This is a genomic window from Frondihabitans sp. 4ASC-45, assembly GCF_049472575.1.
Lineage (GTDB): Bacteria > Actinomycetota > Actinomycetes > Actinomycetales > Microbacteriaceae > Frondihabitans.
Genome location: NZ_JBCEBN010000006.1, coordinates 180,504 through 203,156 on the forward strand (window position 1 = coordinate 180,504; position 22,653 = coordinate 203,156).

22 protein-coding genes are annotated in these 22,653 nt (G+C 67.6%); 17 read left to right on the forward strand and 5 right to left on the reverse strand.

Translation table 11 applies throughout. The features are described 5' to 3' along the window. Positions 1-53: 53 nt before the first annotated feature. Positions 54-593, forward strand: a complete 540-nt coding sequence (locus VH571_RS11235) for an adenine phosphoribosyltransferase (protein WP_055962568.1) — start codon at positions 54-56, stop codon at positions 591-593. 26 nt (positions 594-619) lie between these two features. Here VH571_RS11235 and VH571_RS11240 read toward each other — a convergent pair whose 3' ends face one another. After that, positions 620-1,342: a M50 family metallopeptidase gene (locus VH571_RS11240; protein ID WP_055962565.1), complete on the reverse strand. Its 723-nt coding sequence runs from the start codon at positions 1,340-1,342 to the stop codon at positions 620-622. 168 nt (positions 1,343-1,510) lie between these two features. Here VH571_RS11240 and VH571_RS11245 point away from each other — a divergent pair, with 168 nt between their 5' ends. After that, positions 1,511-1,990: a VanZ family protein gene (locus VH571_RS11245; protein ID WP_123942479.1), complete on the forward strand. Its 480-nt coding sequence runs from the start codon at positions 1,511-1,513 to the stop codon at positions 1,988-1,990. Positions 1,991-2,076: 86 nt separating this feature from the next. Further along, entirely contained in the window at positions 2,077-2,346 is a 270-nt protein-coding gene (rpsO, locus tag VH571_RS11250) for a 30S ribosomal protein S15 (RefSeq protein ID WP_055962559.1), read from the forward strand. A gap of 155 nt (positions 2,347-2,501) precedes the next feature. Here rpsO and VH571_RS11255 read toward each other — a convergent pair whose 3' ends face one another. Next, positions 2,502-3,803, reverse strand: a complete 1,302-nt coding sequence (locus VH571_RS11255) for a coiled-coil domain-containing protein (RefSeq protein WP_423264643.1) — start codon at positions 3,801-3,803, stop codon at positions 2,502-2,504. 338 nt (positions 3,804-4,141) lie between these two features. On the opposite strand from VH571_RS11255, the gene VH571_RS11260 reads away from it, so the two are divergent. Further along, complete coding sequence (locus VH571_RS11260; RefSeq protein WP_055962554.1) at positions 4,142-6,415, forward strand: polyribonucleotide nucleotidyltransferase; 2,274 nt, start codon at positions 4,142-4,144, stop codon at positions 6,413-6,415. Between the two features lie 542 nt (positions 6,416-6,957). After that, positions 6,958-8,031, forward strand: coding sequence for an aldo/keto reductase (locus tag VH571_RS11265; protein WP_423264644.1), 1,074 nt, complete (start codon positions 6,958-6,960; stop codon positions 8,029-8,031). 124 nt (positions 8,032-8,155) lie between these two features. Here the strand turns inward: VH571_RS11265 and VH571_RS11270 are convergent, their stop codons facing one another. Continuing rightward, positions 8,156-8,788, reverse strand: coding sequence for a TetR/AcrR family transcriptional regulator (locus tag VH571_RS11270; protein ID WP_423264646.1), 633 nt, complete (start codon positions 8,786-8,788; stop codon positions 8,156-8,158). A 258-nt stretch (positions 8,789-9,046) separates the two neighbouring features. On the opposite strand from VH571_RS11270, the gene VH571_RS11275 reads away from it, so the two are divergent. After that, a complete protein-coding gene (locus tag VH571_RS11275; protein ID WP_194605424.1) occupies positions 9,047-10,417 on the forward strand; it encodes a M16 family metallopeptidase in 1,371 nt (456 codons plus the stop codon). Between the two features lie 11 nt (positions 10,418-10,428). Then, on the forward strand, positions 10,429-11,031 hold the full coding sequence (locus VH571_RS11280) for a histidine phosphatase family protein (protein ID WP_055963877.1): 603 nt from the start codon (positions 10,429-10,431) through the stop codon (positions 11,029-11,031). 204 nt (positions 11,032-11,235) lie between these two features. Here VH571_RS11280 and VH571_RS11285 read toward each other — a convergent pair whose 3' ends face one another. Further along, positions 11,236-11,715, reverse strand: coding sequence for a GNAT family N-acetyltransferase (locus tag VH571_RS11285; protein ID WP_423264647.1), 480 nt, complete (start codon positions 11,713-11,715; stop codon positions 11,236-11,238). Between the two features lie 36 nt (positions 11,716-11,751). Here VH571_RS11285 and dapB point away from each other — a divergent pair, with 36 nt between their 5' ends. Together dapB and VH571_RS11295 are read left to right on the forward strand one after the other, a co-directional pair. Continuing rightward, positions 11,752-12,495, forward strand: coding sequence for a 4-hydroxy-tetrahydrodipicolinate reductase (dapB, locus tag VH571_RS11290; RefSeq protein ID WP_423264648.1), 744 nt, complete (start codon positions 11,752-11,754; stop codon positions 12,493-12,495). 37 nt (positions 12,496-12,532) lie between these two features. Further along, complete coding sequence (locus VH571_RS11295; RefSeq protein WP_423264649.1) at positions 12,533-12,979, forward strand: hypothetical protein; 447 nt, start codon at positions 12,533-12,535, stop codon at positions 12,977-12,979. 54 nt (positions 12,980-13,033) lie between these two features. Here the strand turns inward: VH571_RS11295 and VH571_RS11300 are convergent, their stop codons facing one another. After that, entirely contained in the window at positions 13,034-13,942 is a 909-nt protein-coding gene (locus VH571_RS11300; protein ID WP_055962546.1) for a TIGR01777 family oxidoreductase, read from the reverse strand. Positions 13,943-14,022: 80 nt separating this feature from the next. Between VH571_RS11300 and thyX the strand changes: the two genes are divergently transcribed. The 8 genes from thyX to VH571_RS11340 all read left to right on the forward strand — a co-directional run bounded on the left by thyX (position 14,023) and on the right by VH571_RS11340 (position 22,611). Then, positions 14,023-14,775, forward strand: a complete 753-nt coding sequence (thyX, locus tag VH571_RS11305) for an FAD-dependent thymidylate synthase (protein ID WP_055962544.1) — start codon at positions 14,023-14,025, stop codon at positions 14,773-14,775. A 25-nt stretch (positions 14,776-14,800) separates the two neighbouring features. Further along, positions 14,801-15,778 (forward strand): 4-hydroxy-tetrahydrodipicolinate synthase, encoded by a 978-nt coding sequence (gene dapA / locus VH571_RS11310; protein ID WP_055962541.1) that lies wholly within the window; start codon positions 14,801-14,803, stop codon positions 15,776-15,778. A 73-nt stretch (positions 15,779-15,851) separates the two neighbouring features. Further along, positions 15,852-17,528, forward strand: a complete 1,677-nt coding sequence (locus tag VH571_RS11315; protein ID WP_055962538.1) for a ribonuclease J — start codon at positions 15,852-15,854, stop codon at positions 17,526-17,528. Positions 17,529-17,720: 192 nt separating this feature from the next. Next, positions 17,721-20,639, forward strand: coding sequence for a DNA translocase FtsK 4TM domain-containing protein (locus tag VH571_RS11320; protein ID WP_423264650.1), 2,919 nt, complete (start codon positions 17,721-17,723; stop codon positions 20,637-20,639). Between the two features lie 4 nt (positions 20,640-20,643). After that, the gene (pgsA, locus tag VH571_RS11325) at positions 20,644-21,285 is read left to right on the forward strand and encodes a CDP-diacylglycerol--glycerol-3-phosphate 3-phosphatidyltransferase (protein ID WP_423264651.1); all 642 of its coding nucleotides are present in this window, start codon (positions 20,644-20,646) and stop codon (positions 21,283-21,285) included. Further along, positions 21,282-21,773 (forward strand): CinA family protein, encoded by a 492-nt coding sequence (locus VH571_RS11330; RefSeq protein ID WP_423264652.1) that lies wholly within the window; start codon positions 21,282-21,284, stop codon positions 21,771-21,773. The genes pgsA and VH571_RS11330 overlap by 4 nt, the downstream gene beginning before the upstream one ends. 147 nt (positions 21,774-21,920) lie before the next feature. Continuing rightward, positions 21,921-22,229, forward strand: a complete 309-nt coding sequence (locus VH571_RS11335; protein WP_055962525.1) for a helix-turn-helix domain-containing protein — start codon at positions 21,921-21,923, stop codon at positions 22,227-22,229. A gap of 157 nt (positions 22,230-22,386) precedes the next feature. Beyond that, the gene (locus tag VH571_RS11340) at positions 22,387-22,611 is read left to right on the forward strand and encodes a DUF3046 domain-containing protein (protein WP_055962522.1); all 225 of its coding nucleotides are present in this window, start codon (positions 22,387-22,389) and stop codon (positions 22,609-22,611) included. The last annotated feature ends 42 nt before the right edge of the window (positions 22,612-22,653 follow it).

The window sequence follows — 22,653 nt, forward strand, 5'->3', positions numbered from 1 at the left end:
GGGGCACAGGGGCGAGGCGAAGGATCCGCAGTCGGTTCTCTAGGCTGGAGGGTATGTCTGCTTCCAGCGCCTCCGAGCTCATCGACCGCCTCACGGCGGTCATCCCCGACTTTCCCAAGCCCGGAATCCTGTTCCGCGACATCACCCCCGTGTTCGCCGATGCGGAGGCGTTCGGCGTCGTGTGCGCCGCCCTCGCCGAGCCCTTCGAGGGGGGCTTCACCGCGGTCGCCGGCATCGAGGCGAGGGGCTTCGCGCTCGCCGGAGGAATCGCCGCGCAGACCGGCACCGGCGTGCTCACGGTGCGGAAGGCCGGCAAGCTCCCCGGCGAGGTTCTCAGCGAGACGTATGCGCTGGAATACGGCGAGGCGTCGATCGAGTTGCGCCCCGGCCAGTTGCCCGCGGGCTCGAGGGTGCTCGTCGTCGACGACGTGCTGGCGACGGGCGGAACGGCCGAGGCCTCGATGACTTTGCTGGAACGCGCCGGCTACGAGGTCGTCGGCATCGCCGTGCTGCTGGAGCTCGACGGGCTCGATGGTCGCGGGCGCCTCGATTCACGCGTGCCCGTGCACGCGCTCGCCTCCGCCCCGGCCTGACGCCGGGGGGCCGCCCGTTCGGCGGCTCAGACGGTCAGCAGCCCCTGTGGCACGAGCATCCACACGTCGGCAACAGCGGCAACCAGAGCTACCAGGACGAACACGAACACCCAGAACAGCCCGGGCAGGTGGGTGAGCCGGGCGAGCTGATCGGCGTCGGACTGCTGCGTGCGGCTGCGGGTGCGGCTGGCCTGGAGCTCGATGCTGGCGCGAAGTGCGCCGAGTGCGAGCACGACGGCGAGCACGTGCCCGAAGACGAGTTGCCACTCGGGGGTGGCGAACCACGTCACGGCGAACACGATGGCTGCCCCGACGAGGATCACCCAGAGCCCGAACCAGTTGCGGATCTGGATCAGCATTAGAGCCAGCACGAGCAGGAGTGCCCAGAGGAGCCCCGCCGAATACCCACGGCTCAGCATCCAGGAGGCGCCGAGCGCGGCGAGGGCGGGTGCCGTGTAGCCGGCGAGCAGGGTGATCACCATTCCCGGGCCGGTGCGCGGACCCTTCGACACGGTGAGGCCGGAGGTGTCGGAGTGCAGTCGGATGCCGGTCAGGCGGCGCCCCGTGACGACGGCCGCGAGACCGTGCCCGCCCTCGTGCACAACCGTCACGGCGTGCCGGACCGTGTGCCAGGTGCCCGGGAGGACGACGAGGAGTGCCCCGACCACGAGAGCCCCGGCGAGCATCGCGAACTCGAGGGGCGGAGAAGTCTGGGTTGCCCGTGACCAGAGCGAGGCGAGGATGTCCACGCCGCAAGCCTAGAGAGAGCCGCTGACAGTCCCGGTCGCCCGCTGGCGGACCCCCTCTCACCCGGAAGGATGACCGGCCGTCGTCCTCCAGACCCGAATACCGATCCCATCAGCGGATAGACCGGGTGCACACAGGCTCACCCGGTGCCCGTGCCGCACACTGTTCGGATGCGCTTTCGTCCCTGGCTCCTCGTCGTGACCGTCCTGTACCTGATGGCCGTCGCGTGGATGACCCTGCGCCCTTCCGTCTACGGGCACACGACGGGGGAGTACCTCTACCGAGCTCTCGGCTTCTTCGAACGCCACGACGCCACGAATTGGCTCACCTTCTCCGTCGTCGAGTCGATCGCGAACGCCCTCATGTTCGTGCCGCTCGGCTTCTTCCTGGCCCTGTTCTTTCCGAAGCGGCTCTTCTTCGTGGCCGTGGGGCTCTGCGTTCTCCTCTCCGCGGGCATCGAGGCCTTCCAGGGCTCGTTCCTCTCCTCCCGTGTGAGCGACGCCGCCGACATCCAGCACAACGGCATCGGCGGCTTCATCGGCGTGATGATCGCCCTCGTGCTGCGGCTGATGTTCCTGCCGTTCGCGTCGGCGGGCCGCAAGCCCGTTTCGACGCCGGCTCGTCGGGAGCCTGCCGGGCTGGTACGCTAGGCAGGTTGCCGTCCAACGGCCGCGGAGAAAGAGAGCTCGCGCATCCGGCGCCGAGCACCGCGCAACGACTGAAAGGGGATCCAGCTATGGCACTTGCACCCGAAGTGAAGACTGCGATCATCGAAGAATACGCGACCCACCCCGGCGACACGGGATCCCCCGAGGTTCAGGTGGCTGTGATGACTCAGCGCATCAAAGACCTCACCGAGCACCTCAAAGAGCACAAGCACGACCACCACTCGCGTCGCGGCCTGCTTCTGCTCGTGGGCCAGCGTCGTCGCCTCCTGGGCTACCTCAGCGATGTCGACATCACGCGGTACCGCGCTCTCATCGAGCGTCTCGGACTGCGTCGATAACGACCATTCTCGATAACTGAAGCAAAGCCGCTCGCGGCTTACACTCTTCACTCGAACAGCCCGCCCTCTTCGGAAGGCGGGCTGTTCTCGTTGTGGTCGGCAGACCCGGATCCTCGAGTCTTTCCGGTGTGCTGGGCGTCGACTGTCGCGACAGATCAGTACCAGTTGTGGGCGACCTCGTGCGACCAGGCGCCACAGGGGGAGCCGTAGGCTGCGGCGATGTAGCCGAGGCCCCAGTTGATCTGCGTGCGGTAGTTGGTCTGCCAGTCGAGTCCGGCCGTCGCGAGCTTCGTCGCCGGGAGCGCCTGCGGAATGCCGTACGCCTGGCTCGACGGGTTGAGGGCGCTGGTGCGCCAGCCCGACTCCTGGTTCCAGAGCAGCACGAGGCACGACATCTGCGACGAGTCCCAGCCGTGCGAGGGGAGGGCGCCGCGGGCGTAGGCCTGGGCTCCGGCGGGATCGTCGACGACGCCCGACCCGAGCGAGCCTCCGGCGGATCCTGAGCCGCCCGACGAAGCGGAACCACCCGACGACCCGGAACCCGAGGATCCGCCCGACCCGCTCGATCCTGACGAACCCGACGAGACCGGCGCCGCTGCAACCGGCGCCGCAGCCGCCTTCGCTGCCGCAGCCTGCTGGGCGGCCAGCGCGTCGGCGGCCTCGGCTGCCCGCTTCTGCTGCGCGGCGTAGGCGGCTTTGGCGGCCTCGCCCTGGCGGTACTTCTTCTCGAGGGTGGCCGACGTGCTGTTCAGCGCGGCGAGCTGTGAGTAGAGGGTCGACTGCGTGCGGGTGGCGGTCGCCACCTCGTCGTCAGCTGATTGCTGGGCCGACTGCGCGGTCGAGAGGGCCGTCTTCGCGGTGGCGGCGAGACGGTCGCGCTCATCGGCGGCGACCTTTGCCTGGTCACTCAGCGACGAGACCGAACGACTCGCGACGGTGGCCTGGTCGAGCACAGTCTGCCACTGCGTCGTCAACTGCGAGAGGGCGCCAAGCTTGTACAGCGTCTTGTCGGCATTCTCGCCGGTGAGAAGCTGACCCTCCATCGACGAGCCGCCGATACGGAACAGGTGCGCCGCGAGCTGACCGGCCTCCTGGTGGGCTTCGGCCGCTTTGGTCTTCTGCTTCGCCACCTCGGCGTCGAGGGCATCGGCCTGGCTGCTCGCGGCCTGGTACTTCTGCTGAGCCTCGGAGTTCGCGGCGTCGGCTTGCAGCGCCGCCTGGCTCTTCGTGGCAGCGGCCTGCTCGAGGCCGTCGAGGGCCGACGTGATCTTGGCGACCTGCTTCTTCGTGGCGCTGGCATTGCCCTTGGCCGCTTCGACCTGGCTCCACGACGGGTACGCCGACGCCGGCAGAGGAGAGACGAGGATCCCACAGGTCACGGTGACCACGGCCACCGCGCTCACGACGGTCAGCGAACGGTGGCGCAGCGTGCGCGGGCGCACTCGGGCGAATGGCATGGTCCCGACCATAACGCCGATCACACGAGTAACACCAGTCACATGAGCCACATTCGGCGCGTGCCAGGAGGAAAAATATCGCCTGGTGCTACTCTCGACCACATAGGACCAGGCTGGCAGCAGCTGGTCACCGGTGGTGATCTTCGGGCCTCGACGTCGTTTTCGAGTCGGGCCCGAGCGTTTCTACTGTTGACCAGGCATACGCCACCGCAGGCGCCACTCTCGGCGCTCCGGGTTCGTATGCGCACCTCTCGTGCCTCGAAGCCTCCTGCTCCTACTGAGTGACATCGCCTCCCACACGGGGAGACGATTCAAAACAAAGAGGAGAAAACCCCCATATGGAGGGTCCAGAAATCAAGTTCGCCGAAGCCGTCATCGACAACGGCAAGTTCGGCACCCGCACGGTCCGGTTCGAAACCGGCCGTCTCGCGCAGCAGGCTCAGGGAGCCGTCGCCGCGTACCTCGACGAAGACACCATGCTTCTGTCTGCCACCAGCGCCTCGAAGAACCCGAAAGACAACTTCGACTTCTTCCCGCTGACCGTCGACGTCGAAGAGCGCTCGTACGCCGCGGGCAAGATCCCCGGCTCGTTCTTCCGTCGTGAGGGTCGCCCCTCCACCGAGGCGATCCTGGTCTGCCGTCTGATCGACCGGCCGCTGCGTCCGTCGTTCGTCGACGGTCTCCGCAACGAGGTCCAGATCGTGATCACCGTCCTGAGCATCGCTCCCGACGAGTTCTACGACGCTCTGGCCATCAACGCCGCCAGCGCCTCGACCCAGATCTCCGGTCTGCCCTTCTCCGGCCCCGTCGCCGGTGTGCGCCTCGCGCTCATCAAGGGCCAGTGGGTCGCGTTCCCGAAGGCGTCGCAGCTCGAAGACGCCGTCTTCGACCTCACCGTCGCCGGCCGTGTCGTCACCGATGCCGCGGGCAACGAAGACGTCGCGATCATGATGGTCGAAGCCGAGGCCACCGAGCACGCCTGGGGCCTCATCCAGGGCGGCGACGTCAAGCCCGACGAGGCCGTCGTCGCACAGGGTCTCGAGGCGGCGAAGCCGTTCCTCAAGGTCCTCGTCGAGGCTCAGTCGAAGCTCGCCGCGCAGAGCGCGAAAGAGATCGCCGACTATCCCGTCTTCCCGCCGTACACCGACGAGGTCTACTCGGCCGTCGCCGCTGTCGCCGAAGAAGAGCTGAAGGCTGTCTACAAGATCGCCGCCAAGGTCGAGCGCCAGAACGCCGACGACGAGCTCAAGGGCCGTGTCAAGGCGGCTGTCGCCGCCAAGGTCGAGGCCGGCGAACTGCCCGCCACGGCCAACGGCCAGGTCTCGGGTGCGTACAAGTCGGTCACCAAGAAGGTCGTCCGCACGCGCATCCTCACCGAGCAGATCCGCATGGACGGTCGTGGCCTCGCCGACATCCGTCCGCTCGACGCCGAGGTGCAGGTCATTCCTCGCGTCCACGGTTCCGCCATCTTCCAGCGCGGCGAGACCCAGATCCTGGGCGTCACCACGCTGAACATGCTCAAGATGGAGCAGCAGATCGACTCGCTGAGCCCGATCACGAAGAAGCGCTACCTGCACCACTACAACTTCCCGCCCTACTCGACCGGTGAGACCGGCCGTGTCGGTTCGCCGAAGCGTCGCGAGATCGGCCACGGCTTCCTCGCCGAGCGCGCCCTCGTCCCCGTCCTGCCGAGCCGCGAAGAGTTCCCCTACGCGATCCGTCAGGTCTCTGAGGCGCTCTCCTCGAACGGCTCCACCTCGATGGGCTCCGTCTGCGCCTCGACGCTGTCGCTGCTCAACGCCGGTGTGCCGCTCAAGGCTCCGGTTGCCGGTATCGCCATGGGTCTCGTCTCCGACGAGGTCGACGGCCAGACCCGCTACGCGGCTCTCACCGACATCCTCGGCGCCGAAGACGCCCTCGGCGACATGGACTTCAAGGTCGCCGGTACCTCCGAGTTCGTCACCGCGATCCAGCTCGACACGAAGCTCGACGGCATCCCCTCGGCTGTGCTCGACGCCGCTCTCAAGCAGGCGAAGGAGGCCCGGACGGCCATCCTGAACGTGCTGAACAGCGCCATCGACACCCCCGACGAGATGGCTCCGACCGCTCCTCGCGTCATCAGCGTCCAGATCCCGCAAGACAAGATCGGCGAGCTGATCGGCCCGAAGGGCAAGACGATCAACGCCATCCAGGACGAGACCGGCGCCGACATCTCCATCGAAGAAGACGGCACCGTGTACATCGGCGCTGTCGACGGTCCGTCCGCCGAGGCCGCGCGTGCGCAGGTCAACGCGATCGCGAACCCGACCAACCCCGAGATCGGCGAGCAGTTCCTCGGTACGGTCGTCAAGATCGCGACCTTCGGTGCGTTCGTGTCGCTTCTCCCCGGCAAGGACGGCCTGCTGCACATCAGCGAGGTTCGTAAGCTCGCCGGTGGCAAGCGCGTCGAGAACGTCGAAGACGTGCTCGGAGTCGGCCAGAAGATCCTCGTCGAGATCACCAAGATCGATGACCGCGGCAAGCTCTCGCTCGCCCCGGTCGTGGCCGACGAGGCCGACACCGACGGTTCCGGCGCGACCGAGGAGTCGACTGACGCCTCTGTCGAGGTCTGACCCTCGAGCTGACTGATCGACGAACGCCCGCTCCTGCTTCGGCAGGGGCGGGCGTTCTCGTTGTGCCTGATCAGTGTGCCGAGTGCCGCCGAATGCCGGGCGGCCCCCGCCGTAGACGGCATAAGGCGGCACTCGGGACGTGGCACTAGGCGCGTGGCACCCGCCACGCGGCACAGGGTGCCCGAACCGAGAATTGGCGAAGGGCCGGAACCGCGATCCCCACCGCGGCCCGGCCCTTCTGGCATCGATCATGCGTACCGATGCAATAGTGACGACACCGCTCCCCACCACGAAGAACGATGCCCCGGAACCCTCCCAGGAACCGCACGAGAAGAACATTACGGACGGCCCCTGAGGGGAGCACTTGCGCTGACTCTGCGTCTGCTGAACGGTCACGATGAGGTGGCTGTGGAGCGTGCCCCGTGGGATCCTTCGTTTTTCCCGAATTGGGGTGGCGAATTTGGTAACGAGTTGGTGCGGCGCGCTGTTGACTGGACGAGGAGACCGTATTGTCGTCTCAACCCAGGGATCAGGAGACGCAGGTGACGGAGTCGCCCTCGAGCATCGAGACTCCTAGCACCGTGCCATCCGACGTCGTTGCTCCGGCAACCGAGGCGCCGAGCCAGCGCCACGGGCGTCGGGCCGCACTCACGTCGCCCATCTCCACGGTGCCCGTCGACCTCGGCATCATCCAGCCTCGGCGCCGCCTCGGCACGTCTGACCTGCGGGTGTTCCCTATGGCGCTGAGCGGAAACGTCTTCGGCTGGACGGCCGACGACAAATCGAGCCTCGACGTGCTCGACACCTACTTCAAGGTCGGCGGCAACTTCGTCGACACGGCCGACTCGTACGGCGACGGCCGCAGCGAAGAGCTCATCGGCGAGTGGATGCATTCGCGCCGCATGCGCGAAGACGTGGTCCTCGCGACGAAGATCGGCAAGAGCCTCGACAACCCGGGTCTCACGCCGCTCTCCATCGAACGCGCCGTCGAGGCCTCGCTCCGGCGCCTCGGCACGGACCACATCGATCTGCTGTACCTGCACGTCGACGACACCGACGTGGCCTTCGAGCGAACGCTGCTGGGGGTCGACCGGTTGATCCGTGCCGGCAAGGTGCGCTGGTTCGGCGGCTCAGACCACTCCGGTAACCGTCTCTATGAGGCGCGAATCACCGCCGGAATGCTGGGCGTCGCACCGATGGTCGCGCTGCAGAACCGCTACAACCTCGTCGAGCGCTCCGAGTACGAGCGCGACCTCGCGCAGGTCGCCTCGCAGCAGCGCTTGGCCGTCATGCCGCGATTCGCCCTGGCGAGCGGGTTCCTCTCGGGCAAGTACCGCCGCCGCGCCGATGTCAAAGGGCACCGGAGGGGCAGCGAGGTCGCCAAGCTGCTCACCAAGAAGAACCTCAGGATCCTGGCCGAGGTCGATCGGATCGCCTCTCTGCATGCCGCCCCGGCTTCGGCAGTCGCCCTCGCCTGGCTTCTGACGAAGCCCAACGTCGTGGCGCCTGTCGTCAGCGCGACCTCTCCGTCGCAGGTGATCGAGCTCGTCGAGGCTGCCCGGGTGCAGTTGACGCGCCATGACGTGGCCGAGCTCGATCGGGTGAGCGCCCACTAGAAGCAGAGTTCACGGGGCGCCGTGTTCGCGAGAGGCAGTGTTCGCGAGGAGCAGTGCTCGCTGGGTGCCGTGCCCGACAGTCGCCGTGCCCCACTCGCCGCCGTGCGGGCGCGCTGAGCGGGGGTCAGACGCAGTCGGCGAGGAGTCGTTCGGCCACCCGGGACAGCGCGGCGGTGGCGGCGATGGGGTCGCCGGCGTAGCCGCCGACCATCGCGCCATCGCGGGCGAGCAGGAACTCGTCGGCGGCGTCGCCCGAGAGCGGGTGGCCCGCGTCTCGGAAGAGCTCCACGAGGGTGTCGGTGAACCACTCGCGGTGCTGGAGAACGACCTGGCGAACCGGGTGTGACGAATTCGCAAACTCGGCAGCTGCGTTGACGAACGGGCACCCGCGGAATTCGGGCCGTTGGATGTCGGCGGTGATCGACGCGATCACGCCGCGAATCACGCCGGTGGCGTCGGGCTCACGGGCTGCGATGGCCTCGACCTCGGCGACGGCGGACGCGTGCCGTCGACCGATGTAGTCGACCACGAGGTTGTCTTTGGCACCGAAGTGCTTGTAGAACGTCGCTTTCGTCACGCTCGACTCGGAGATGAGGCGATCGACACCCACCGTGCGGATGCCCTCGTCGTAGAAGAGACGGTCGGACGTGGTCAACACGCGCTGTTTGGCGCCGGGACCGGGCTGGTGGGCCCGGGTCTCGGCTGGCTCGACGAGGAGGGAACGCTGGACGGCCGATGGGGGGAATTCGACCGTCACAGCGTGGCTCCTTTGGGACATTCGGCAGGGCCGTCGAAAGGGGGGAAACGACGGTGCCGACATCGAACGTCCGGCTAGCCGCCGATCGAGTCGGCCTCAAGCGGACCCGGTCGGTGAAACCAGAGTATCACACAGGAGGACAAACAGACGAGTCTGTCTGTCCACTAATTGCGTACCCCAGTTCGGGTGTCACCCATCCCGTAGGCTCGACGCGATGAACGAAGCAGTGCTGAATCGACTCGTGCGCGGGGGTGCCCGATGAACGGTGCCGTCCCTCTTCCCCTCGATGTCGCCGACCTCTCCTTCCGCGCTTCCGGAGGTGAACTGGTCCGGCGCAGCGTCCTGTCGACGGGGGCACGTGTACTGACCGAGAGCATGCCGGGTTCCCGCAGCGCCACGGTCGGATTCTGGGTCGCCGTCGGCTCCCGAGACGAAACCGGTCACGAACGCGGTTCGACGCACTTCCTCGAGCATCTCCTGTTCAAGGGCACCCCGTCTCGAAGTGCCTTCGAGATCTCGGTGAGCTTCGAGTCGGTCGGAGGGGAGCACAATGCCGCCACCGCCAAGGAGTACACCTGCTACTACGCCAAGGTGCGTGACGTCGACCTCGACATGGCCGTCGACGTCCTGGCCGACATGGTCACCTCGTCAACGATCGACCCCGACGAATTCGAGGTAGAGCGCGGGGTGATCCTCGACGAGCTCGCAATGGCCGACGATGACGCCGCCGATGTCGGGAGCGAACGCCTCTTCGAATCGGTCTTCGGCGAGCACCCGCTCGGTCGACCCATCGGTGGCTCGCCCGACAGCATCCGCGCAGCACGCCGCGACGACGTCGTCGACCACTACAGAGCCAACTACCGGCCGCAAGACCTCGTCGTGACCGTGGCGGGAGCCGTCGACCACGAGGCCCTCGTCGGTCGGATCGAGGCCGCCCTGAGTCTCGCTGGCTGGCCTGATGCACCGGGGGCACCCGTCGAGCGCCGCAGCACCCTCGTCAGCCCCCTGTCGCAGGGCGTTCCGACCCAGGTCATACCGAGGCCGCTCGAGCAGGCGACCGTGCTGCTCGGCGTGCCCGGGCTGTCACTCACCGACGCCCGACGACCGGTCCTCAGCATTCTGAACGCCGTCCTCGGTGGAGGCATGTCGTCACGTCTCTTCCAGGAGATCCGCGAAAAGCGCGGTCTCGCGTACTCGGTCTACTCATTTGCGGCCAGCTACTCCGATGCGGGCCTCTTCGGGCTGTACGCCGGGTGCGCGCCCAGAAACGCGCGCGAGGTAACCACTCTCCTGCTCGAGGAGTTCGATCGGCTGGCCGCTGACGGCATCACCGACGAGGAGCACTCGCGATCCCTCGGCATGCTGGGCGGTGCCGCCGCCCTCGCTCTCGAAGACAGCGACACGCGAATGAACCGCCTCGGTCGGGCGGAGATCTCCATGGGTGAATTCATCGATCTCGATGAATCGCTCGCCCGCCTGGCGAAAGTGACCCCGAACGACGTCGCCGCTCTCGCCGGTGAACTCCGCTCGGGCGTACTGTCCACCGTGGTCGTCGGCGACATCGAGCCCGAGCTCTTCGGCGCCTCGACCGTTTCCGGCGCGGCAACGACGCCGCCCGAAATCCGATGAAGGAGGCGACAGTGTCGCACTACCTCTACCTCGTCCGACACGGCGAGCAGCAGGACGCCGAATACGGTCTGCCCGACGGGCCGCTCTCGGAACGCGGTAAGCGACAGGCCCGCGCCATCGCCGCACGACTCGGCGGCGTCCCCTTCGACGCGGCCTGGCACTCGCCGCTCGAGAGGGCTGCCGAGACGGCGACCATCATGACCGAGATGATGCCGGCCCTCACCCCCGAGCCCTCGACCCTCCTCTTCGACTGCATTCCATCGGGGCCGACCCCCGATATGCCGCAGGCCTACAAGCCGTTCTTCGGCGGGGTCACCGGAGAAGAGATCGAGGCCGGCGAGGCACAGATGTCCGATGCGGTCGCCGAGTGGCTGACCCCGGCGCGCGAAGACCGTCACGACCTCCTCATCACCCACAACTTCGTGATCGGCTGGTTCGTGCGCGAGGTGTTCGGGGCGCCGTCGTGGCGCTGGATGGGCGTCAACCAGGCCAACTGCGGGCTGACGATCATCCGGGTGCGCTCCGCCAAGCCGCCCGAGCTCGTGACCCACAACGACCTCGGTCACCTTCCGGTCGAGCTGCGGACGGGCCTCCCCGTGGAGCAACCGCTGTAGCTGTATCGTCTGGGCGGCAGACGGCCGCCCACCGGATCTCCGACAGGCTCCGATCGTCCGGTGAGCGGCTGCCTTCCGCGAAAAGCGCTGAAGACTTCTGGGCGGAGGGCGGCCACCCCCCGGATCTCCGACAGGCTCCGATCGTCCGGTGAGCGGCTGCCTTCCGCGAAAAGCGCTGAAGACTTCTGGGCGACAGGCGGCGAACTAGGCCAGAGGCTTGGCGTACCAGTGGGTCGCATTGGGGTTGTCGTTGTACGGCTCGATCGTCGCGTAGCCGGACGCACGGTAGAGGCCGCCCGCGGCCGTCAGGCTGTCGTTCGTGTCGAGCACGGCCTCCGTCGCGCCGAACGCGCGCGCCCGACGCTCGAGCTCGCTAAGCAGAGCCTTGCCGAGCCCCCGACCCCGGCCCGACGGCGCCACGAAGAGGTGCTTGATCTCGTACCGGACCTCGCCGTCCGCACCGTCTCGGATCCTGCGTACCCCGCCGCAGGCGACGCCCCGCTCGTCGTCTGATAGGTCGACGACCACGAAGACCCCCTGCGGGGGAGTGAAGAGCGAAGCGTCCGGGAACGTCGTCTTGTAGCCGACCGGATCGGGAAAGGTGGCTATGCGCTCGGTGAAATAGGCGTCCAGGAGGGCGTGCGCCTCGGGCGCGTCGACGGGAACTTCTCGGTAGTGCACCACGAGCACCGATGCTACCGAGCCCGGTAGGTTGGAGGTATGTCCATACGAGTCGCTGTCGTCGGAGCCACCGGGCGGATGGGCCAGCTGTTCCTCCGCCTCATCGATGAGACCGACGGCTTCGAACTGCATGCCGGGCTGTCGTCGCGCGACTCGCTCGACGAGCTGCTCGGGGCCGACCTCGTCGTCGACGTCACGGTGCCGGCGGTGAGCCCCGGTATCGTCGAGAAGGCCGTGCGCGCCGGGATTCCGGTGCTGGTGGGCACCTCCGGCTGGTCGGAGCCCCGGCTCGCCGATCTCCGTCGCGTGGTGGCCGAGGTCGACGGCCCCGGCGTCCTGGTGATCCCCAACTTCTCGATCGGGTCGGTCCTCGCGACGACCTTCGCGACCATGGCCGCTCGGTTCTTCGACTCCGTCGAGATCATCGAGACCCATCACCCCGGCAAGGTCGACTCGCCCTCGGGCACGGCCATTCGCACGGCCGAGCTCATCGCAGACGCCCGTCGCGACCTCGGCCCCGTGCGCGCCCCGCACGTCGACCAGCGCGCCCGCGGGCAGCAGATCGCCAGCGTGCCCGTGCACAGCCTCCGCCTCCCCGGCATCGAGGCCCGACAGGAGGTCGTCTTCGGCGGCTCGGGCGAGACGCTCTCGCTGACCCACGACACCACCTCGCAGGCCGCGTACGAGAAGGGCATCCTGGTCGCTCTCGCCGCCGCGCCCGCCACCGTGGGCGTCGTCGTGGGGCTCGATCGAGTGCTTCCGCTCGGCTCTCCCGCCGCATGAGCGACTCGGTCGCACTAACCGACGTCAGGATCCGACGGTGAAAGGCCGCATCGCAGCTCTCGTCATGTGCGCCCTGCTGGTGCTCTACCTCGTGCTGGTGGGGCAGCGGGCCGTGCTCTTCATGGCCGCGGGCGAGCCCATCGCGGTAGTGATCGGCGTCGCCCTGCTCGTCTTGCCGATCATCGGGGTCGCGGTGCTGCTGTTCGAGATCCGCTTCGGCATTCTTACCGAGCGCATGGTCAAGCAGCTGGAGGCCGAAGGCGCCCTGCCCGTCGACGACCTGCCACGTCGCCCATCGGGCCGCTACGAGCGCGAATCCGCCGACGCGGCCTTCCCCGCATACGCCGCGGCGGCTCGAGCAGCCCCGGACGACTGGCGCGCGTGGTTCCGGCTGGGGCTCGCATACGACGCCTGCGGCGACCGACGCCGGGCCCGTGGGGCGATCCGGAGGTCGTTCGGGCTCAGGCGCCGCGCGTCGGCCTGATTCGAGGGCGAGCCGGCGGGATCCTTCGGTGTGATCACCCCGCCGGGCCCAGCCCTACTTGATGAGGTCGTCCAGCGCGTCTTCGACGGTCTCGAAGCGGAAATCGAACCCGTCGTCGATGAGTCGCTGCGGGGTGACCTTCTGGCTGGAGAGGAGCATCTCCTGACCGGCGTCGCCGAGCAGGGTGCGGATGGCGAACTCGGGCACCGCGAGCTTGTAGGGGCGCCCGAGATCAGCTGCCGTGCGAGCCGTGATGCGGTCGCTCGTTGCTGCGACCGGGCCGGTCAGGTTGACCGGGCCGGAGACGTCGCTGGTGAGCAGGTGAACGATGGCGGCGGCCTCGTCGTGGAGGCTGATCCAGGGCCAGATCTGCGTGCCGGTGCCGAGACGGGAGCCGAGGAAGGCCTTCGTGAGGGCGAGAAGCGGCTTCATGGCGCCTCCGGGGGCGATGACGATGCCCGTTCGGAGCAGGACGACGCGCGTCGCCTCGGGGGCGGCTTTCGCCTCGTCTTCCCATTCCGCGACCACGTCGGCGAGGAAGCCTTCGCCGCGGGGGGAGTCCTCGGTGAGGATGTCGAGCGGACGGTCGCCGTAGATTCCGACGGCGGAGCCGCTTAAGAAAGTTGCAGGCGGGTGTTCGGCGTGCTGCATGGCGTCTACCAGCGTGCGCGTAGCCGTCACTCTCGACTCGAGGATCTCGTGCTTGTACGCCGAGGTCCATGGGAGCTTCGTTAGCGACGCACCCGACAGGTTGATCACCGCATCGGCGCGATCGAGCAGGTTGTAGTCGATGATGCCGGCGGACGGCGACCAGGTGAATTCGTCCGGTTTCGTCGTGGGTCGCCTCACCAGCTTCAGCACCTCGTGGCCCTGCGCCTTTGCCTGCCGGGTCACCTCCGTGCCGATCGAACCCGATGCTCCCGCGATCAACACGGTGAGACCCGTCTCGTTCTGTCCCGTCATTGCCTGCCCTTCGTCGAGTCCTCACACTAGACGGGGGTGCTGGCGGTGTCCGGGGGTGCTCGGAGGGTAGTCTCGGAGCCGTGCCTGAAGAGACCCCCGCCACCCCCGAAATCGAATTCCGCAGCGACGTGACGGTCGAGCTCGTCCGCTCGAGCGCCCACGACTCCGACGTGCTGTTCGCTGCGCGTGTCTCGACGATGGGCGAGCTCACCCTCGACGGTGCGCAGGCCTCCGCCGACGGCGAGCAGGCGACCAAGGGCGCCGGCCTCATCAACTACCTCATGCGCGACCGACACGGCTCGCCGTTCGAGCACAACTCGATGACTTTCTACGTGCAGGCGCCGATCTTCGTGTTCCGCGAATTCATGCGGCACCGCATGGCGTCCTACAACGAAGAGTCGGGCCGCTACCGCGAGCTCAACCCGGTGTTCTACGTGCCCGGCGAGACCCGTAACCTCGTGCAGGTCGGCAAGCCCGGCGCCTACGACTTCCTGCCCGGCAGCCCGGAGCAGTACGAGCTCGTCTCCGAGGCGACGAAGGCCTCCTCGACGCTCGCCTACGACGCGTACCAGAAGATGCTCGAGGCGGGTGTCGCCCGCGAGGTCGCGCGCATCGTCCTGCCGCTCAACATCTACTCGTCGATGTACGTCACCGTGAACGCCCGCTCGCTCATGAACTTCCTGTCGCTCCGCACCAAGCGCGAGGGCACGCACTTCCCGTCGTTCCCGCAGCGCGAGATCGAGATGTGCGCCGAAAAGATGGAAGACATCTGGGCCGAGCTCATGCCGCTGACCTACGCCGCCTTCGGCAAGAACGGCCGCGTCGCCCCCTAGGGGCAGGTGCCGATACTCTAGGGGGGTGTCGAACATCGCAAACCCCTTCGGGCAGGTCCTCGTCGCACTCGTCACCCCCTTCACCGCAGACGGTGAAGTGGATTGGCCGGGCGTCGAGAAGCACATCGACGACTGCATCACCTCGGGTGCCGACGGCATCGTCGTCACGGGCACAACGGGCGAGACCTCGACTCTCACCGACCCCGAGAAGCTGAAGCTCGTCGAGGTCGGCAAAGACGTCGCCTCGGGTCGCGCCAAGATCATCACCGGGGGCGGCTCGAACGAGACCGCCCACGCGATCCAGCTCTACAAGGCCAGCGAGAAGGCGGGCGCCGACGGCGTCATGATCGTCACGCCGTACTACAACAAGCCGACGCAGGCTGGCGTGCTGACGCACTTCCGCATGATCGCCGACGCGACCGACCTGCCCGTCATCCTCTACGACATCCCCGGCCGCACCGGCATCCCGATCAAGTACGAGACGATCCTCCGCGCGGCGAAGCACCCCAACATCGTGGCGGTGAAAGACGCCAAGGGTGACTTCGCCGAGGTCAGTCGGGTGTTGAACCAGACCGATCTGATGTATTTCTCCGGCGACGACGCGAACGTGCTGCCGCACCTCGCGATCGGAGCGACCGGCCTCATCGGCGTCACCGCCAATATCGCCGCCGCGCCCTACCGCACCATCATCGACGCGGTGAACGCGGGCGACCTGCACACCGCGACCCTCGCGCACCAGCAGCTCGAGCCCCTCGTGCGCGCCGTCATGACCCACGTGCCCGGCACTGTCGCCGCGAAGTACATCCTGCACGGCCTGGGGCGCATCTCGAGCCCTCGCGTGCGCCTGCCCCTCGTCGGCCCCGAAGACACCGAGGCTGCCCTCATCGAAGACGAGCTGTCGCACGTGGGCGAGATTCCCGGCGTCGACCTCTCGCGATTCCGCCCCGACCGCAACGCGGCCGCGGGCGGCGCCCTGCCGAAGATCCACGGCACCACGCGCTAGCGTTCGCCGGCTCCGTCCGGCACCAGACCTACACCGGAGGTTCACGACCTCGACTTCGACACCCAAGGAACATATGCCTACGACAATCCAGACTCCCCGCGCCCTCGAGAAGGGCACTCTGCGAGTGATCCCGATCGGCGGTCTCGGCGAGATCGGCCGCAACATGACCGCCTACGAGCTCGATGGCAAGATCCTCATCGTCGACGCCGGCGTGCTCTTCCCCGAAGAGCACCAGCCCGGGGTCGATCTGATTCTGCCCGACTTCGGTCCCATCAAAGACCGCCTGAAAGACGTGCTCGGCGTCGTGCTCACGCACGGCCACGAAGACCACATCGGCGCCGTTCCGTATCTCCTCCGTCTCCGCAAAGACATTCCGCTGATCGGGTCGACCCTGACGCTTGCGCTGGTGGAGGCGAAGCTCAAAGAGCACCGCATCCAGCCGTACTCGCTGGCCGTCAAAGAGGGGCAGATCGAGAAACTCGGCCCGTTCGAGCTCGAGTTCATCGCGGTCAACCACTCGATCCCCGACGCTCTCGCAGTCGCGATCCGCACCAGCGCCGGCCTCGTGCTGCACACCGGCGACTTCAAGATGGACCAGCTCCCGCTCGACGACCGCATCACCGACCTCCGTGCGTTCGCGCGTCTCGGCGAGGAGGGCGTCGACCTGTTCCTGCCCGACTCCACCAACGCCGACGTGCCCGGATTCACCGCCCCCGAGCGCGACATCGGGCCCGTTCTCGACGACATCATGTCGCGCGCGCCTCGTCGCGTCGTCGTCGCGAGCTTCTCGAGCCACGTGCACCGTGTGCAGCAGGTGCTCGACGCCGCGCACCTGAACGGCCGCCGCGTCGCCTTCATGGGTCGCTCCATGATCCGCAACATGACGATCGCGGCCGACCTCGGCTACCTCAAGGTGCCCGAGAACGTCCTCATCGACTCGAAGAAGGCCAAAGATCTCCCCGACGACCGGATCGTCTACATGTCGACCGGGTCGCAGGGTGAGCCGATGGCCGTCCTCGCCCGCATGGCGAACCTCGAGCACCAGATCGAGATCGGCGAGGGCGACACGGTCATCCTCGCCTCGAGCCTGATCCCCGGCAACGAGAACGCCGTCTACCGAGTGATCGACGGGCTCACGAAGCTGGGCGCGAACGTCGTCCACAAGGGCAACGCCAAGGTGCACGTCTCCGGCCACGCGTCGGCCGGCGAGCTGCTCTACTGCTACAACATCCTGCGTCCGAAGAACGTGCTCCCGGTTCACGGCGAGCACCGCCACCTCTACGCGTCGGCCGCGCTGGCCGAGAAGACGGGTGTGCCGCGCAAGAACATCATCCTGGGCCAGGACGGCATCGTCGTCGACCTCAAAGACGGTGTCGCGACCGTGGCCGGGCAGCTCGACCTCAGCTACGTCTACGTCGACGGCTCCACCGTGGGTGAGATCACCGAGGCCGACCTCAAGGATCGCCGCGTGCTGTCCGAAGAGGGCTTCATCAGCATCTTCCTCGCGATCGACCCGACCACCGGTCGCGTCGTCGTGGGCCCCGAGATCCAGTCGCGCGGGTTCGCCGAAGACGAGCGCGTCTTCGACGACGTCCGTCCAAAGATCCTCGCGGCGCTCACCGAGGCGGCCGAGAACGGCACCCGCGACGCGAATGCCTTCAGCCAGGTCGTCCGTCGCACCGTCGGCCGCTGGGTGAACAGCCAGCACCGTCGTCGTCCGATGATCGTTCCGGTCGTCATCTCAGCTTGATTCCGCGGCGGGTCGCCGCGGCGCCGGACCTCCGACAAGCTCCGGTCGTCCGGCGACGCAGCGACTCGCCACCCCCTCACGTCATTCCTGCAGGCCCTCCGGCCCCCACCAATGTGACTCCTGTGGCTCCTGTGAACTGACACGCGCGCCCCAGATGCACCTTCAACCAGTGGTGCAAGGTAGCTTTGCGGCATGCCTACGAGCACTAAGCCCTCGCCGCGCGCCCGCACCACGGGTCGCGCTGCCCCGCGCGCGGGCGGCTCCGGCGCTTCCAAGTCGCCCGCCAAGACCGCCGCAAATAAGACCGCGGCGACCAGAGCCACGCCGACCAAGAAGCTCCCCGCTTCCAAGTCGCCCGTCGTCATCGACCATGGGCCCGGCATCGGCACTCGGGCCTGGCTCGGCTTGGCCCACGTGGTGGGCGCGGGCTTCCGCGTTCTCGGTCGCGAGTCGCTCGACCCCGACGAGCGCCGCGACGGCGTGCCCTTCTTCCTCGTTCTCCTGGCCATCGCCGGAGCGGTCGTCGAGTGGCTCAACCCGACCGATCCGATCGCGATGGCACTCGACCACTACACGTTCGGCGGCCTGTTCGGACGCGTCGCGTACGCCCTCCCGGTCATCATGGTCGTCTTCGCGGGGTGGCTCTTCCGGCACCCGGCATCCGTGCACGACAACACCCGCATCGGCATCGGCCTGGGGCTCATGGTGGTCTCGATCTCGGGTCTCTGTCACATCTTCGGCGGGCGACCGGAAGCCGCCGGCGGGATGGTCGGTCTGGCGTCGGCCGGCGGGATCCTGGGCTGGGTCGTCGCCTCGTGGATGGTGAGCCTGCTCACCGCGTGGGTCGCCGTTCCTATCGTCTGCATCGTGTTGGCGCTCTCGCTGCTCATCATTACGAAGACCCCGCCGAATCACATCGGCCACAGGCTCCACGAGCTTTACTCCTACCTCTTCGGCGCACCACAGCCCGGCTCGGTCGAGGCGCAACGTAGCGAGGCCGCCGAGTTCGACGACGCGACCGACGATGACGCCGAGCAGATGCCGTGGTGGCGCCGCAACAAGAGCGGCCGCGAAGAAGACCCCGCCTACGATTCCCCGGTCGTCGCCGAGACGGCCCCGACCGACGCGCTGGGTCGTCAGCCTCGCGGTCGCAAGACCAAGGCCGAGCCTGCCGAGGCGTCGTTCACCGAGGTGATCACCGGCTCGCCGTCCGACGACGCGCCCGACACTCGCACCGACCTTCTCAGCGACCTCGGTTTCGCCGAGCAGGCAGTCGCGAAGGCGTCCGCTGCGACGGCGGCAACCGCAGGATCCGACGGACTCACCAGGGCGTTCACCGCACCCTCCGCGCCCGTCCCCACGCCTGCTCCCGTCGTTCCGGCGATGAACCTCGGGCCGTCCGACGCGGCCGCCGACTTCTTCGAGCCCGGAGACGAGGAGGCTCCGCCGAGCCTCGAGATCGTCGACGACCAGGCCACCGACACGCCCTACCGGCTGCCGGCCGTCTCGACGCTCAGCGCCGGCGACCCGGCCAAGACGCGCAGCGAGGCGAACGACATCATCGTCGCGGCGATCACCGAGGTGCTCACCCAGTTCAACGTCGACGCTCGCGTGATCGGCTTCAGCCGCGGACCGACCGTGACTCGCTACGAGATCGAGCTCGGGCCGGGCGTCAAGGTCGAGAAGGTCACCGCCCTCTCGAAGAACCTCAGCTATGCGGTCGCCTCGAACGAGGTGCGGATCCTCTCGCCGATCCCCGGCAAGAGTGCGATCGGCGTCGAGATCCCGAACACCGACCGCGAGATCGTGTCGCTCGGCGACGTGCTCCGTTCGTCGGTCGCTACGAAGAGCAGCCACCCGATGACGATCGGCGTCGGCAAAGACGTCGAGGGCGGGTACGTCGTCGCCAACCTCGCGAAGATGCCCCACCTCCTGGTGGCCGGTTCGACCGGCTCGGGTAAGTCGAGCTTCGTCAACTCGATGATCACCTCGCTGTTGATGCGCGCCAAGCCGAGCGACGTGCGCATGGTGCTGATCGACCCGAAGCGCGTGGAGCTCTCCATCTACGCCGGCGTGCCGCACCTCATCACTCCCATCATCACGAACGCTAAGAAGGCCGCCGAGGCGCTCCAGTGGGTCGTCAAGGAGATGGACATGCGGTACGACGACCTCGCGTCGTTCGGGTTCCGCCACATCGACGACTTCAACAAGGCGGTCGTGAACAACGAGATCGTCTTGCCGCAGGGGAGCGAGCGGAAGCTCAAGCCGTACCCGTACCTCCTGGTCGTCGTCGACGAGCTCGCCGACCTCATGATGGTCGCGCCCCGAGACGTCGAAGACTCGATCGTCCGCATCACGCAGCTCGCTCGCGCGTCGGGAATCCACCTCGTCCTCGCGACGCAGCGTCCGTCGGTCGACGTCGTCACCGGACTCATCAAGGCCAACGTCCCGTCGCGGCTCGCGTTCGCCGTGACGAGCGTCACCGACTCGCGGGTCATCCTCGACCAGCCCGGCGCCGACAAGCTCATCGGTCAGGGTGACGGCCTGTTCCTCCCCATGGGCGCCTCGAAGGCCATGCGTGTGCAGGGCGCCTGGGTGCAGGAGAGCGAGATCAACGAGGTCGTCCAGCACGTCACCCGTCAGGCTCGACCCGACTACCGCTCCGACGTGGCCCAGGTCACCGAGAAGAAAGAGATCGACGGCGACATCGGCGACGACCTCGAACTCCTCCTCGCCGCGGCCGAGCTCGTGGTCTCGACCCAGTTCGGTTCGACGTCGATGCTGCAGCGCAAGCTCCGTGTCGGCTTCGCCAAGGCCGGACGCCTGATGGACCTCATGGAGTCACGCGACATCGTCGGGCCCTCGGAGGGGTCGAAGGCGCGAGACGTGCTCGTCACGGTGGAGCAGCTGCCGGGGGTGCTCGCACGGTTGCGCGGGCAGGATGCGCCGGCCTCGAGCCAGGGTTCCCCGGATCCTTCGGTCTCCCGCCCCGACGACGGCGCCGACATCTATAGCGCCGACCCCGTGGGCGACATGACCCGCGGATATCGCGAGGTGGACGGCGACGACGAGCAGTCGGAAGACGCCTGGGGCCTGACGGGACGAGACTAGAGCCATGAGTCACGATCCCGCCGGCAGCCCCCGCGCCAAGGCCTTCCCGTTCACCGGCCGCATCGTCCGCCGCGGTGACGGCCCGGCTTCGACGGCCAACATCGCCAACATCATCACGGTGGTGCGGATCCTCATGGCGCCGCTGTTCTTCGTGCTGCTCCTCGTCGACGACGGCGAGATGGGGTCGTTGCGCATCTGGGCCGCGGTCATCTTCGTGGTGGCGATCCTGACCGACAGCCTCGACGGGTTCCTGGCCCGACGACAGAATCTGGTCTCGGACTTCGGCAAGATCGTCGATCCGCTCGCCGACAAGGTTCTGACCGGTGGCGCGTTCATCGTCCTCAGCGTGCTGGGCGAACTGCCGTGGTGGGTGACCATCGTGATCCTCATCCGCGAGGTCGGCATCACGGTCTACCGGTTCGTGGCGCTCAGCGACCGGGTCATCCCGGCCTCGCGCGGCGGCAAGCTCAAGACCCTACTGCAGGGCGTCGCTCTCACGCTGGCGCTCTTCCCGTTCACGACCTGGCTGGGCGACTGGTTCACCTGGGTCAACATCGTCGTCATGTCAGCTGCCTTCGTCGCGACGGTGCTCTCCGGCCTCGACTACATGCGGGTCGCCCTCCGCCATTCGCGAGCCCGCGCATGACCCTCGTCGTCGACGTCGTCGCCTCGCTCCGTGCACGGGGCCTCACCATCGCCGTCGCGGAGTCGCTCACCGGCGGACTGCTCGTCGCCGAGCTCGTCTCCGTTCCCGGCGCCTCCGCGGTCGTCGCCGGGGGAGTCGTGGCCTATCAGACCGAGGTCAAGCACTCCCTGCTCGGAGTATCGGCGTCGCTCCTGGCCCAGCACGGTGCCGTCCACCCCGACGTCGCGGTCGCGATGGCGCGAGGCGTCCGCGAGCGTCTGACGCTCGGGCACCGTCAGGCCGACATCGGCATCGCCACCACGGGCGTCGCCGGGCCGGAGGCGCAAGACGGCCAGCCTGTCGGCACTGTCTACGTCGGGATCGTCTGGCAAGACCACTCCGAGGTCGTACCCCTCGCACTGGAGGGTGACCGAACAGCAATCCGATCGGCTACCGTCGACGAATCACTCGCAGCACTTCAGCGACTGCTCGAACGGCCTCGGGAATAGACGGGGTTTCGGTCTCGTTACATCTCGCAGGTACACACGGCGCATTCAAAGCCTGCTGGCTACAGTTACACCAGCGACGACAGTTAGTGTTACTCACCCACAGAAGTACTTCGACTTCGGTGGGTCGTCCTCAGAAGGAGGGTCCCTATGGTTCTCGTACGTCAAGAAATCGGCGACGTCCTTCGTGACTTCCGCTTGCAAAAGGGTCGCACGCTTCGTCAGGTCGCATCGAAGGCCAGCGTCGCGCTCGGGTACCTCAGCGAGGTGGAGCGTGGCCAGAAAGAGGCCAGCTCCGAGATCCTCGCGTCTGTGGCGGATGCTCTCGAGACGCCTATCTCCACCATCATGCGTGAAGTCGGTGACCGCATGGCGGTCATCGAGGGGTTGAACCGCATCCCCGACACGCTCCCCGACGACCTCGTCGCCGAGTTCGACGCCGACCTCGCGGTCCGCTAGTCGCACTCCGCTTCGAGCTTTGGACGCCCCGGCCTTGTGGTCGGGGCGTTCTTTCGTGTGGGGCTTGATCGGTGAGTCACGCTCGCGGGTTCGCCCGCGCGGAGTCGAACTTCAGGATCCGACGGCCCACTTCCCACAGGGCGGGTAGCCTCGACCGGTGCGCAAGAGTGAATTCGCCCGGGCTGTGATCGACGAGTTCGGAGAGGGCTACGGCCGGGTCGTGACCCGCGACGCCGTGCTCCCGGCGCTCGGCAATGTGTCGGCCGACGCGGCCATCGCCCGCGGAGATGAGCCGCGCGACGTCTGGCTAGCGCTCTGCGACGCCGAAGACGTGCCGGTGGAGCGTCGTCACGGCGTGGGTCTGCCGAAGCCGCGGAGCTGATCGGGCCGCCGACGTTCTCCCGTCCGAATTTGAAGGAGATCT

Coding starts and splice junctions, on each gene's coding strand:
- VH571_RS11260 (WP_055962554.1), top strand. CDS start 4,142: ATGGAGGGTCCAGAAATCAAGTTCGCCGAAGCCGTCATCGACAACGGC.
- rpsO (WP_055962559.1), top strand. CDS start 2,077: ATGGCACTTGCACCCGAAGTGAAGACTGCGATCATCGAAGAATACGCG.
- VH571_RS11335 (WP_055962525.1), top strand. CDS start 21,921: ATGGTTCTCGTACGTCAAGAAATCGGCGACGTCCTTCGTGACTTCCGC.
- VH571_RS11275 (WP_194605424.1), top strand. CDS start 9,047: ATGAACGGTGCCGTCCCTCTTCCCCTCGATGTCGCCGACCTCTCCTTC.
- VH571_RS11330 (WP_423264652.1), top strand. CDS start 21,282: ATGACCCTCGTCGTCGACGTCGTCGCCTCGCTCCGTGCACGGGGCCTC.
- VH571_RS11255 (WP_423264643.1), bottom strand. CDS start 3,803: ATGCCATTCGCCCGAGTGCGCCCGCGCACGCTGCGCCACCGTTCGCTG.
- VH571_RS11300 (WP_055962546.1), bottom strand. CDS start 13,942: ATGACGGGACAGAACGAGACGGGTCTCACCGTGTTGATCGCGGGAGCA.
- VH571_RS11315 (WP_055962538.1), top strand. CDS start 15,852: ATGCCTACGACAATCCAGACTCCCCGCGCCCTCGAGAAGGGCACTCTG.
- VH571_RS11320 (WP_423264650.1), top strand. CDS start 17,721: ATGCCTACGAGCACTAAGCCCTCGCCGCGCGCCCGCACCACGGGTCGC.
- pgsA (WP_423264651.1), top strand. CDS start 20,644: ATGAGTCACGATCCCGCCGGCAGCCCCCGCGCCAAGGCCTTCCCGTTC.
- VH571_RS11245 (WP_123942479.1), top strand. CDS start 1,511: ATGCGCTTTCGTCCCTGGCTCCTCGTCGTGACCGTCCTGTACCTGATG.
- VH571_RS11235 (WP_055962568.1), top strand. CDS start 54: ATGTCTGCTTCCAGCGCCTCCGAGCTCATCGACCGCCTCACGGCGGTC.
- dapB (WP_423264648.1), top strand. CDS start 11,752: ATGTCCATACGAGTCGCTGTCGTCGGAGCCACCGGGCGGATGGGCCAG.